A 12,919-nucleotide genomic window follows, 5' to 3' on the forward strand; every position below is an offset into this window, starting at 1 on the left:
TAGGCTAAAAGTAGGGAAGATATTTTTGGAAAAACGTTTCAAGCCATTATCTGATGATAAAGGTTTAGCCCTCGGTTGAAGTATTACCGCTGTTATTGACGTAAGCCGTAATGTTCTGAGAACGTTGAGCCTCTTTGGAAATGCTTTTATAATCTTGGAGTGAGAGGGCGGTAGCACTGTAACTCTCGTCGTTTTGATACATAGCGGATGATTTGATAAAAACATCTGTTTGCTCTTGTTCTGATTTGGCACCCACAATCTCAGTGCTATTTTTTTGTTGTTGATCGAGCTGTTCTTGGGTATTTTGGGTTTGTTCTTTTATCATCGCAGGATCGGGGCGTCCTACTTGCATCGGTTGTGAATAAGGAGTTTGAAAGATATAGGAACTAACTTGCATCCTAAGCCTCCGTTTTTGGTCTATTTTCCACAACTTTACTCCCGAAAAACAAAAAAAATGATTAAGTTTTCGGGTTATTTTTTTCGATCCTAAAGGATTTGTTTTTTAATCCGCTATCTTGAAAAAACATTTGTGATACAATAATTTATTATGATTTGAATGTATGATTTTTTTGGGAGAACAATATGGTTAAGCCGGCACTAAAATGGATCGGAGGAGTCGTTGCCCTATACGCTGTCATAGGGTTTTTCGCTGTTCCGTATGCAATCAAAAATATGGTTCCCGATAAGGTTTCAGAAGCTACAAAAGGGGGGATTTTTTCGGTCGAATCCGCCGCTTTTAACCCCTTTACCTTTCACCTAACGTTGAAAAATCTTGCCTTCAAAACCCCTCAAAAACATGACCTGTTCGCGCTTGGGCGTTTATCACTCAATGTAGACCCTCTCGCGTATCTTTGGCGTGGGGGATGGGTTGTGAATGAGGTTACGTTAAGTGAACCGCATATCGCGCTCCATCGTGATGAAAGAGGGGATTTTAATTTCAAATGGCTTACTGAACTGGGTAGCGATGAACCTAAAGCTGAAAAATCTTCTGAACCGATAGGGCTTATCATCAAGCACTTCGGATTAAAAAACGGGACGTTGAACTATCGCGATTATGCCGAAGGGAAAGCGTACACGCTCGATTTGGGTCCTGTCGGATTTAATCTCGATAATATTGATTTACGAGATCTCTCCAGTGCGGAGGGGAAAATGCGCCTTTATGCGACAATCAATGAGGGGGGATTTATCGATCTAAGCGGTAAAGTCGATGCTCTGTCTCCGCTGAAAATCGGTGGAAGTATGGCGTTTGATTCAGGAAAACTCTATACGCCGTGGCGCTATTTTAAAGAGAAGTTTCCGATCGAAGTGGCGGATGGTTCCGCTGCATTCGGATTTGATTACCGATTTGACAGCAGTGATGTGAATGCGACCGAACTCTCAAAACTCCATTTTGAAATCGATAAACTCCGCATCATCCCCAAAGGGGAACAGCGTAATCTCTTTACCCTCTCAACGCTTCGGCTCAATGATGGGAACGTGCAGCCGCTTAAGAAGGTATTTAACGCACGTTCCCTCATACTGGATGGAATCAATCTCTCGGCCGAGCGCTCCGGAGAGGGGAAAATCGATTGGCTGAGCTATCTTGAAGCCATTCAAAAAGCATTTCCAAAAGATGAAAACGAAACGGAGAGTGAGCCATGGACCTTTGCCCTTGGGGGTGTAGCCGTTGAAAACGCCGTGGTGCAGTGGAGTGACAACGCTCCGAGAGAACCTTATCGGGCAGTGTTGAGTAATCTTCGTCTCCACAGCGGGAGTGTTTCGAGTGATACAAAAGCGCTTCTAAAGCTCTCGCTTGCAACCGATGCGTTGCGGATAACCCGCCAGAGGGATGAGGCACTTGCGATGGGATTAGAGGCAATTGCAGTTGATGGGATCGAGCTTGATCGTGCCGGAAAATTTGCAACGGTTCAAAAACTCTCTCTTGACGGAGCCAGTGTCGCGCTGAAACGTCTCTCAGATGGTTCTATCGATCTTTCGCGATACGCGTATGCATCGTCCGCACCTGCAGAACGCTCGAGTGAGGCACCGTGGGGGTACCGGGTGGGTGAGATTGATCTAAGCAACGGATCGGTAGCGTTTATCGATGAGGTACCGAAACGTCGTGTCTCGCTGAATCTCGATCAACTCCATCTGAATCTCAAAGGATTTGAAAGTGACCCAACCCGTAAAAACGATCTGATTTTCTCCACCCGTATCAATCAAAAAAGCTCTCTGGAGCTTAGTGGGGGGGTGATACGCTCTTCCTTGAGCGCTCACGGGAAGGTGAACGTAAAAGCGCTGGACGTAACGTTGGTGGATCCGTATATCGAACCGAGCACCTATGCCTCCCTGCGTCGTGGAACACTCTCGGTAGCTGCTGATTATGATTATAATCCGTCTAAAACGGGTTTCAGAGGAAAAGTGGCATTGGAAGATTGGGTCGTCAATGATACCCGGGATGATTCGGTGCTGCTTGGATGGGAGAGCATCGGTGCCACACCGTTCGTCTATACTTACCCGGCCAATCAGCTGCGGATTAATCAACTGGCAATTGATGGGCTCTATACTAATGCGCTGATTGATGCGAAAAAAGTGTTGAACTACTCGACATTGAGTAAAAAGAGCGAATCGGAATCCAATGCAACGAAAACATCGGGGAATCCTTTTGGAATCGATATTGTCAAACTTCTTCTTCGCGGCAGTAGCGCCACCTTTAGCGATCTATCGCTCCCTTTGCCGTTTAAAACGTATATACACGATTTAGAAGGCTCAGTTCTTGGGATTTCAACCACAAAAGATGTCAGAACGTTTGTGAAACTGCGCGGAGGAGTCGATCAGTACGGATTAGCCAAGATCGATGGAAGTTTAAACACCAAAGCACCCAAAAAATTCACCGATATCAAAGTAGCGTTCGATAATCTCGAACTCAAAGGGTACACTCCGTACTCGCTTGAATTTTTAGGTTACAAGATCGATGGAGGGAAGCTCTTTTTGGACCTTGGGTATAAGATTGACGAAGGGAAACTAAACAGTGCCAATCGAGTTGTCATCAAACAAATCGAATTGGGAGCCGAAAAAGAGGGAGGATCGCCGTGGCCTCTGCGTTTTGTTGTGGCATTGCTCGAAGACAGTGAGGGTATCATTGATATCGATCTCCCCATCGAGGGGGATGTGAATAACCCTGACTTTAAATACGGCAAAGTAGTATGGCAGGTGATCGGAAATCTCTTTACCAAAGCGGTCACTTCACCGTTTAGACTCTTAGGCTCTATGCTGGGAATCGAGAGCGATAAGCTCTCCTCTATCGATTTTGAAGCGGGTTCTGCGACTCTCTTGCCGCCGCAGGTTGAAAAACTCGATCAGATTATTACAATGCTTTCCAAACGTCCTAAATTGTCGCTCAATGTGTACGGCGGATGGGATGAGGTACAGGATACGCATGCCCTAAAAGCGAAAAAATTGGTTCAAGCGACGTTGAAACGCAATAAAGATCTGAAAATCGATTCGGTACAGGCAATCAGTCTTGAATTACTCGAAGATATGGCAGAGGAATCATTGGATAAAAAAGAGCTCAAAGCTCTCAGAGCTTCTCTCAAAGAGAAATATCCCGAAGAGGCGGCCTATGTTCGCCATTATTCTGCGGCACTCATCGAAAAGCTGATCCCTCTGCAGCCGTTGAGCTCACAAGAGCTTCAAGGTATAGCACAGCAGCGTGCACAGATAATCCGAGCTCATTTGATCAAAACTCCGGGGTTTGAAAAACGCCTATTTATCAAAGAGAGTGAAGGGATAAAAGGGGAGAATGCGGATGCCGTTCCAATACGTTTAGAGATCGTTGTTCCGTAAGATTTTGAGAATTTTGTGATTCATCCTATAATGTCATATTTACTTTGAAGAAATCTTCCGCATTAATGCGGAAAGCTTTAGGGGATTGCAAAGGACATAAGTGTCCTTGCGACTTTGGCAGGCTTTGCCCGCTAAAGTGTATTACTTACAGGAGTTATTATGCCGTTTTCACCCGCAAAGCGAAAAGACACCCTAAGCGGTATTCTTTTTGTTGCAATATTTGCTGCTGCTGCGACGATGATCGCCGATTTGGCAGTTGTTAAAAATCTCGGGATATCCCCTCTTGTTGTGGGGATTGTTCTGGGGATATTTTTTGCCAATACCCTTCATAATCGTATCCCTTCCGTATGGGAAGGGGGAATTACATTCTCGGGTAAAAAAATCCTCCGTTTCGCTATCGTTTTTTACGGATTCCGTATTACGTTTCAGCAAATCGCTGAAGTCGGGATGGAGGGGTTTATGGTGTCGCTTATTATGCTCGCTACTACGTTTATCCTCGGAACTTATTTGGGACAAAAGATTTTTAAAATGGATCGGGATACCTCTATGTTAACCGCTGCAGGAGCATCGGTGTGCGGTGCAGCGGCAGTTTTGGCAACCGAGCCGGTCCTCAAATCCGAAGAGCATAAAGCGGCAATTGCCGTATCGATGGTTGTACTGTTCGGAACAATCGCAATGTTTCTTTATCCTGCCCTCTACAGTGCAGGGGTGTTTGCGGGGATGGACGATAAGACGTTCGGTATCTTTGTCGGCGGGACAATCCATGAAGTGGCACAAGTTGTTGCGGTCGGTGGAGCGTATGGTAAAGATGCGGCAGATGCGGCGGTGATCGTTAAGATGACCCGTGTTATCATGATTGCTCCGATGCTGATCGTACTGGGAATTTATCTCTCGTATGCCGCTAAAAAAAGCGGCAGTGCAGGGGGAGGCGTAAAGCTCGTGATTCCATGGTTCGCCGTTTATTTTGTCGGTATGGCTGGTGTCAACTCATTATTACAGCAATACTCTCTTGAGCATGTGGGAGAATCGATTGCAACATTTATCGCTTCTGCCGTTGAGAATATTAATCTGATTGATACATTCCTTTTAACCATGGCGATGACGGCGTTGGGTATGGGGACACGTTTTGCGAAATTTAAAGGGTTGGGGCTCGCTCCGCTTTATACGGCGGGAGCGATGTTCGGATGGCTTCTTGTCGGCGGATATTTTATTACGATGTGGGTAGTGGCTGCATTTTAATGAGCTTCTACTTTTCAAACAGATAATGATTGCGTAGAAGCTTTTCAATAGCTTCCGCCATCTTTTGGTAACCTTGCGCATTGGGATGGATGTAGTCACTTTTGTAGCGGTTGTCATGAAGAATATCAGCAAGAATATCCTCTTCAATTGCTAAGTGGTATGTTTCGGCTAGTTCGTCGTAAAGAGGGGGCGGTGTGAGTTGAAGAATCCCGAATTGCGGAACGGAGATTAAAATGACGTCGATATTCTGAGATTGCGCCAATCGGATCATTTGCTCCAGATTTGTACGCAGTTTTTGCATATCTTGTTTTTTAAGAATGTCATTTCCTCCGTGGCAGAGAAGCAAAATCTTTGGCTTATACTCTTGAAGTAGTGAAGGGAGCCGTTTGAGGCCCTCTCCGGAAGATTCACCCGAAATACCCCCGTTGATCACCTTACGCCCTAAAAGTTCTTCTAAACGTGCGGGGTAGCTCTCCGTGGGATCAGCTCCGTACCCGTAGGTGAGACTGTCTCCAAAAGCGAGCAGTACGGCTTCTTTTTCGATACGTTTGTTAGCTCCTTCAGGCGAACTATAATAGCGATTAAATAAGAAGCTCCCGATCAGTAATATGGCTACAATCGCATAGATTCTGTTTAATGTCATATTCAGCGCTTCCGATAGCTCAATGCTTCCAGTAAATGAGCTTTCTCTATATCTTTTTCTCCCTCTATATCGGCAATTGTCCGAGCCACTTTGAGAACACGACTCACCGCTCGAAACGATAATCCGAATCTCCCTATCGCCTGATCGATTAGCTGTTGCGTTTCATCGTTCAAAGGACAGTATCGGGCAATCTCCGCATCATTCAACGCACCGTTCAATCTCTCTTGCCCCCGCTCTTTTTGACGTAAAAAAGCTTGGCGTACTTTGGTGTGAAGCTGATGTGAGCTAATACTCGATTTATCCTCTGCACTTACGGCGTGCATTTGTACATACAGATCAATACGATCTAAAAAAGGGTCGGAGAGACGAGATTTGTAGCGGTTGATTTCGAGATCGCTGCATCGGCAGGCGGTAGTAGCGCTAAAGAGATTACCGCAAGGGCAGGGGTTCATAGCCGCTACAAAGAGGAAATTGGCATCATAAGTGACTTTGGTATTAACACGAGAGATACGGATATGACGGTCCTCTAGCGGTTCTCTGAGTGCTTCAAGGACGGTTTTCGAAAAGTGTGGAAGCTCATCGAAGAATAAAATGCCCCCATGAGCCAACCCTACCTCTCCAATCTGCGCTTTATGGGTTCCCCCGCCGAAGATACTCGCCCCAGTACTGGAGTGGTGAGGGGAGCGAAAGGGGCGTGAGGGGGTAAAGGACGGCTCTTTTCCCTCCAGTATTTCGAGTTTGGCACATTCGAGTATCTCGTTGTTATGGAGGGGTGGCATAATGTGTACGAGCCGTTTAGCGATCATTGATTTCCCGCTCCCCGGAGAACCCTCCAAGAGGAGATTATGCATTCCGGCCGCCGCTATCAGGGCAGAGCGTTTGGCGTGTTCTTGCCCTTTTATCTCTATAAAATCGAGGGGATAGTGTTGGTGAAAATAGTAGCTTTTTTCGTTGTGGATCAAGTGATCAAAATCGAAAGTACTCAGATGCGCTTTTGCTTCAGGGAGCGTGTCTGAACGCAACAGATTGAGGGTGTCAGTCAGGGTATCGACTCCATAAAAGGTGATGTTAGGGATTTTAGAGAGTTTCGGAAGGCTCACGTTGGGGACGATGGCACGAGTGATGGCTCCTTGGTTGGCGAGGGAGAGGATGATGGGGTAGAGGAGGGTGTTTTCGGTGACACTACCATCCAGCCCGAGTTCTCCAAATACATACCATTCCGACAAATCTCCCTCAAAATTACCCAGTGCTATCAGTGCAGCGATAGGGAGATCGAAATGTGATCCCTCTTTGCGCAGATCGCTGGGGGCGAGGTTGATGGTGAGCCGTTTAGGTGGGAACGTAAAGTCATTGCTTAAAAGAGCTGATTTGACACGCTCTTTGGACTCAGTGATGGCGGTGTTTGCCATGCCGACGATACTAAAAGCAGGCAGCCCTTTGGTCGCAGTGAATTGTACTTCGACGCTCTCAGCGTCAATCCCCTCAAATGTAGCACACCGTAATTGTTTCATGGATAGTCCAGAATATTATTTAACGGATATTGTAGCAAATAGGTGAGAGCAAGCGATAAATATTGCAAAACGCAATATTTATCTAAGCGTTATTTTTTCTCTTTGAGGGCTTTTTTATACTCTTTTTCGAATTTCTTGCGGCGGTTATAGGTGAGCTTTTCGATGAAAAGTTTTCCCTCTAAATGATCAATTTCATGCTGAATGGCGATGGCTAAAAGCTCATTAGCCTCTAAGGTACATGGTTCTCCATGGCGGTTCTGATACTGTAGCATGAGGGTTTCAAAGCGTTCAACATCTTCATAAAAACCGGGGACGCTTAGACACCCCTCCTGATAGAGGACATTTCCTTTGGGATCATGAATGACGGGATTAATAATCTCAATAAGATTCTCTTTGCTTTGTTCTCCCTCTTCATCGGGGATACAGAGAATCAGTGCACGGATGGGATTGGCTACCTGAATAGCCGCTAGTCCGATACCGTTGGAGCTCATCATGGTCTCAAACATATCATCCAAAAAACGGTGGAGAAGATCGTCGAAATTGACCACTGCAGATGAGCGGACTTTGAGTTGTTTGTTCGGATAGGTAATAATCGGGAGAATCATGGGGGCCTTACTGATTGCAAACCATATAACGAGCTGAGGAATCCTGATCTGCCGCTTCCATAGCATTAAGCGTGCAAACGAGAGTTTGATCAACTCCGATAGATGCTTTGAGCTCTGCGACACCGATGGCGATACGCAATTGAATTTCCTGCTCAGCGAGGAAAAAATTACTGGAGGCTACAAGGTCGTAAAGCCGCTCAGAAGCCCGTTTGGCACTTTCGATATCGGTATGTTTGAGGACCATTGCAAAAACGCCCTCACCAAAATGTGCAACGATGTCACTGCGTCTGGAAGTTTTAAGGAGCAAGCGCGCAACGGTGCGAATCATAAGCTGCTGCGCTTTTTCGCTTTGCATCGTATTTGCCGTCTCTTGGGAGAGGCGGACAAAAATCAGGGAACTTTTGTGTTTAAACTCATCGATGAGATTACGTTCTTGCTCAAGCTTGGCAATAAGGTAACGTTTGTTGTAGACACCGTACTGATTATCAAAAATGGTCTCATTTTCTACTTGCTTGACGATGGTAGCGGTCTCTTCATAAATGCTTTTCATGTGGGTTACTTGTTTTTTCAAGATACCGCTGAGTTTACTGACGTCGTTTCCTAAAGATGCTATGAGATCGTTCGCCCCGGCTAGTGAGGGGATGTTTTTGATCTCTTCGCCCCGTTTTTCCAAAATTTTCTCCATCAAAGAGATGTTTTTGTAGAGTGTTGCACTGAGCTGTAAAATACTTTTGACCGAGGAGAAACCTTGTTTGAGGGTTTTTTCAAGGGCTATACTCTTATCGCTTTGATCATCTTCTTCAAACTCGAGAATTGATCCGATCTGGCGGCGTAAGCTTTCGCTTTTCTCATCCAAGATACGATCAAAATAGAGGGCAAAATTATTGGGGGTCGGGGGGAGATTATCGGAGATAAGGGCGGTTAAAACTTCTTTGGAAAAAATTTCAAGATCACTGGTGGGATCGCCAAGTGATCCGGCACTGATGGAGTCTCCCTCCATCGTGTTTTTTTGGCGTTGTGAGCGTTTTAGATCACCAAGACTCGCCATATTTTAGCCTTTACTTCTCTTCTTTTTCTTTTTGGATCAATACTTCATCAATGATACCATATTCTACACCTTCTGCGGCTGACATAAAATTATCACGATCGGTATCTTTTTCGAGTTTTTTGATACTTTGTCCGCAGTTCTTTGCCAAAATCTCATTGAGTTCCGCTTTCATGCGCAAAATCTCTTTGGCTTGAATCTCGATATCGGTTGCCTGACCCTGAGCACCGCCGAGAGGTTGGTGAATCATGATACGTGCATGAGGAAGCGCATATCGTTTCCCTTTAGCCCCTGAACTGAGCAAAAATGCTCCCATTGATGCGGCTTGACCGATACAGATCGTACTCACATCAGGACGGATGTAGTTCATTGTGTCGTAAATCGCCATTCCAGAGGTGATAACCCCCCCCGGAGAGTTGATATAAAAATAGATATCTTTTTGTGGATCTTCTGCTTCCAGGAACAAGAGCTGTGCCACAATTGAAGAGGCAACAGAATCATTTACCTCACCGCTAAGCATAATGATACGGTCTTTGAGAAGACGTGAATAAATATCATATGAGCGCTCGCCGCGCCCCGTTTTTTCAATGACGTAAGGGATGTAGCTCATCGTGATTACTTGATTTTATCGTTAAGCAATTTACTAAGAACACGATCTTCGATCATTGCCATTTGGATTGCCGGAAGGTAGCCTGATTCTTGGTAGTGTTTGTAGACTGCCGCAGGATCTTGACCCATTTGCATTGCTTCGTAGTAAATGGTTTGCATCAATTCTTGTTCGTTGACGATGATGTTTTCCGCTTTAGCTAACGCGTCTACGATAAAGGTTGCTTTAACGGCACGGCATGCATCGTCACGGAACGTTTCGCGCATTGCTTTGACTTGTTCAGCATCGTTGCGGAGCTCTTCGAGTTGCGCTTCGCTGAGTTCACGCGCTTTTTTGTTCAATGCCATATCCATCTCTTGCTCAACGATGAATTCAGGAAGATCGATCGTGAATGCTGTTACGAATGTTTCCATCAATGAAGGTTTGAGGTCGTCGTTGTACATAACGCTCATTGCTTCGGTTTCTAGTTGTTCTTTTACTTTTTCTTTGAGCATTTCAACGCTGGCATCTTCATATCCAGGAAGCATTTTTTTCGCCAATTCGTCATCGACAGTTACTGCTTCTTTCGCTTGGATTGCGTTGATTTTCACTTTGAACTGTGCCGGTTTGCCAGCAAGTTTTGCTCCGCCGTAGTTTTCAGGGAAGGTAACATCGATGGTTTTCTCCTCCCCTTTTTTCATTCCGATTACCTGCTCTTCAAATCCAGGGATAAATTGGCCGCTTCCAAGACGAAGAGAGAAATCTTCCGCTTTTCCACCTTCGAATGCTTCGCCATCAACAAAACCTTCGAAATCAAGCAATGCACTGTCACCGCTAATCAACGCACGATCTTCATCAACATTTACGAGAGGTGCTTGAGCAGATGCGAGTTCTTCGATACGGGTCATGATCGCAGCATCATCGATTGCAGGTTTTGCAACTTCAGGAACCATAGCCGCATAATCGCCGAGTTCGATAGCAGGACGGGTTGCGATGATGACTTCAACATCGATACCGTTGTCGTTTTTTTCAAATTTAGCGATTTGAGGTTCACCGATGAGTGTATCCGCAGCGATGGCCATTTCTTTAAGTCCAGCGCTTAAAAGATCACGCAATGCTTGTGCTTCCGCATCTTGAACAAGGCGTTCGCCGTATTGCTTTTTCACGGCGCTTACCGGTACTTTGCCTTTACGGAAACCGGCAACTTTTGCCTCTTTAGAGAGCTGATTAGCGATTTTTTCGATGTTAGAATCGATTGTCCCGCGAGTGATAGCCGCGTTGATTTTCGCGTTGGCTGAGTCAATTTTGTTCGTAGTAATTTGCATTGAATCCCTTTTGTTAACGTCTCATATTAGACTAAATGGTGGCAATAATATCCAAAAAGGGTTAATGCTACGCTGAATTAAAATAAAAGCAAAGTAATGATAGAGTAATAGAGATAGTTTAATGACCAATATTTTTAACGATGAGAGAACCGATGTCAAAAGAAAATGAACAACAAAACTTTGAAGAAGCGGTCAAAACGATGATTCGCTATGTCGGTGAAGACGTTAATCGAGAAGGGTTGGAAAAAACTCCAAGCCGTGTTTTGAAAGCGTATGAATTTATGTTCGGCGGGTACAAAGAAGATCCTCAAACCATTTTAAATTCGGCGATGTTCGCGAGCAGCAACGATGAGATGGTTTTGGTCAAAGATATCGAGTTTTATTCGACGTGCGAACACCATCTTCTTCCGATTATCGGACGGGCCCATGTTGCTTATATCCCGAACGGAAAAGTGGTTGGGCTCTCCAAAATCCCTCGTGTTGTCGATGTCTTTGCGCGACGGATGCAGATTCAAGAGCAGTTGACCGAGCAGATCGCCGATGCATTGATGGAAGCGGTAGAGCCTAAAGGGGTTGCGGTGGTGATCCAAGCGCGCCATATGTGCATGGAGATGCGCGGAGTGGAAAAAATCTGCTCTACAACGACATCAAGTGCGTTACGAGGATTATTTAAAAAAGATGAAAAGACCCGTATGGAGTTTTTCAGCCTGATCAACTCTTCCAGCGGGAACCGTTACTAAACCATGCCGCTCAAAGCACTTCGCGGTCGTTTAGGGGTTGAAAAATTGACGACCGTATTCGGTACGGTGACCAAAATCAGCCCCACGGTTATTGTTGCCGAGGGGTTGCATGTCAGTATCGGTGATACGGTGCTGATGGTGTCAGAGATCAGCGGTGCAGAGGCACTCGGGATGGTGAGCGAGGTAGAGCGCAACCGTTTTTTTATTACCCCTTTTCGGTTTGTGGAAGGGTTCCGAGCCGGGGATAAAGTCTATCCGAATCAAAGCGGTATGATGATCGAAGTGGGTGAAGCGTTGCTCGGACGGGTAGTCGATCCCTTTATGAATCCGATAGACGGTAAAGGTCCTGTTTCCGGGACTCATCTCGAATCGATTATTAAAGCCCCTATTGCCGCAATGAAGCGAGGAATGATCGATGAGCCCTTCAGCGTCGGTGTCAAAACGATCGATGGACTCCTCACGTGCGGAAAAGGGCAGAAACTCGGTATCTTTGCCGGAAGCGGTGTGGGTAAATCGACCCTCATGGGGATGATCGTTCGTGGTGCCGATGCGCCCATCAAGGTGGTTGCCCTTATCGGCGAGCGGGGACGTGAGGTTCCCGAATTTATCGAAAAATCTCTCGGAGGCAATCTCGAAAATACCGTCCTTGTTGTCGCAACCAGTGATGATTCGCCGTTGATGCGAAAATACGGGGCATTTAGTGCGATGAGCGTGGCGGAATATTTTAAAGCGCAAGGGCACGATGTATTGTTTATGATGGACTCGGTAACCCGTTTTGCAATGGCACAGCGTGAAATTGGTCTTGCATTGGGTGAGCCTCCTACCTCAAAAGGGTATCCGCCATCGTCGTTGACGCTCTTGCCGCAGTTGATGGAACGTGCCGGAAAAGAGGAAGGGAACGGTTCGATCACCGCCTTTTTCACCGTGTTGGTAGAGGGGGATGATATGAGCGATCCGATCGCCGATCAGTCACGCTCGATTCTCGATGGGCATATCGTCCTCTCCCGTGAACTCACCGATTTCGGGATCTATCCCCCTATCCATATTCTCAACTCTGCATCGCGTGTAATGAACGATATTATCTCGCCGGAACATTTTGCCGCAGTGCGCCGTTTTCGTCGCCTCTATACACTTTTAAAAGAGAATGAGATGCTGATCCGTATCGGAGCCTATGTCAAAGGTACCGATAAAGAGCTCGATGAGGCGATCAATAAAAAAGAGAAGATGGAAGCATTTCTATCCCAAGGTGCAAAATTCAAAAGCGATTTTAATGAGACGGTTGATCAGATGATAGCGTTGATGGGGAATTGACACATACCTTAAGCCTTCCTAAACATAAAAAACCCTTAAGGTTACTATAACGTCGTTTGCACTATTATCCCAAAAGTTAAAGAAGACTA

General features: G+C 45.8%; 11 protein-coding genes. 4 read left to right on the forward strand and 7 right to left on the reverse strand.

The window, feature by feature from the left end:
• Window positions 1–64 precede the first annotated feature (64 nt).
• A complete protein-coding gene (locus A3G19_RS06270; protein WP_294871255.1) occupies window positions 65–397 on the reverse strand; it encodes a hypothetical protein in 333 nt (110 codons plus the stop codon).
• Between the two features lie 185 nt (window positions 398–582).
• On the opposite strand from A3G19_RS06270, the gene A3G19_RS06275 reads away from it, so the two are divergent.
• Together A3G19_RS06275 and A3G19_RS06280 are read left to right on the forward strand one after the other, a co-directional pair.
• On the forward strand, window positions 583–3,825 hold the full coding sequence (locus A3G19_RS06275) for a DUF748 domain-containing protein (protein WP_294871258.1): 3,243 nt from the start codon (window positions 583–585) through the stop codon (window positions 3,823–3,825).
• 159 nt (window positions 3,826–3,984) lie between these two features.
• The gene (locus tag A3G19_RS06280; RefSeq protein ID WP_294871261.1) at window positions 3,985–5,064 is read left to right on the forward strand and encodes a YeiH family protein; all 1,080 of its coding nucleotides are present in this window, start codon (window positions 3,985–3,987) and stop codon (window positions 5,062–5,064) included.
• A 7-nt stretch (window positions 5,065–5,071) separates the two neighbouring features.
• On the opposite strand, the gene A3G19_RS06285 is transcribed toward A3G19_RS06280, so the two are convergent.
• The 6 genes from A3G19_RS06285 to tig form a co-directional block, all read right to left on the reverse strand.
• Entirely contained in the window at window positions 5,072–5,707 is a 636-nt protein-coding gene (locus A3G19_RS06285; protein ID WP_294871264.1) for an arylesterase, read from the reverse strand.
• A 2-nt stretch (window positions 5,708–5,709) separates the two neighbouring features.
• Window positions 5,710–7,218, reverse strand: coding sequence for a YifB family Mg chelatase-like AAA ATPase (locus A3G19_RS06290; RefSeq protein WP_294871267.1), 1,509 nt, complete (start codon window positions 7,216–7,218; stop codon window positions 5,710–5,712).
• Between the two features lie 89 nt (window positions 7,219–7,307).
• Window positions 7,308–7,823 carry a peptide deformylase gene (gene def, locus A3G19_RS06295; RefSeq protein ID WP_294871268.1) on the reverse strand — a complete coding sequence of 172 codons (516 nt, stop codon included), beginning with the start codon at window positions 7,821–7,823 and terminating at the stop codon, window positions 7,308–7,310.
• A 7-nt stretch (window positions 7,824–7,830) separates the two neighbouring features.
• Complete coding sequence (locus A3G19_RS06300; RefSeq protein WP_015654767.1) at window positions 7,831–8,871, reverse strand: diguanylate cyclase; 1,041 nt, start codon at window positions 8,869–8,871, stop codon at window positions 7,831–7,833.
• 10 nt (window positions 8,872–8,881) lie between these two features.
• The gene (gene clpP / locus A3G19_RS06305) at window positions 8,882–9,478 is read right to left on the reverse strand and encodes an ATP-dependent Clp endopeptidase proteolytic subunit ClpP (RefSeq protein WP_294871271.1); all 597 of its coding nucleotides are present in this window, start codon (window positions 9,476–9,478) and stop codon (window positions 8,882–8,884) included.
• Window positions 9,479–9,483: 5 nt separating this feature from the next.
• Window positions 9,484–10,779, reverse strand: a complete 1,296-nt coding sequence (gene tig, locus A3G19_RS06310; protein ID WP_015654765.1) for a trigger factor — start codon at window positions 10,777–10,779, stop codon at window positions 9,484–9,486.
• A gap of 152 nt (window positions 10,780–10,931) precedes the next feature.
• Here tig and folE point away from each other — a divergent pair, with 152 nt between their 5' ends.
• The gene (gene folE / locus A3G19_RS06315) at window positions 10,932–11,519 is read left to right on the forward strand and encodes a GTP cyclohydrolase I FolE (RefSeq protein WP_015654764.1); all 588 of its coding nucleotides are present in this window, start codon (window positions 10,932–10,934) and stop codon (window positions 11,517–11,519) included.
• A 3-nt stretch (window positions 11,520–11,522) separates the two neighbouring features.
• Complete coding sequence (gene fliI, locus A3G19_RS06320) at window positions 11,523–12,830, forward strand: flagellar protein export ATPase FliI (RefSeq protein WP_015654763.1); 1,308 nt, start codon at window positions 11,523–11,525, stop codon at window positions 12,828–12,830.
• The last annotated feature ends 89 nt before the right edge of the window (window positions 12,831–12,919 follow it).

The organism is Sulfuricurvum sp. RIFCSPLOWO2_12_FULL_43_24 (assembly GCF_001829605.1).
Lineage (GTDB): Bacteria > Campylobacterota > Campylobacteria > Campylobacterales > Sulfurimonadaceae > Sulfuricurvum.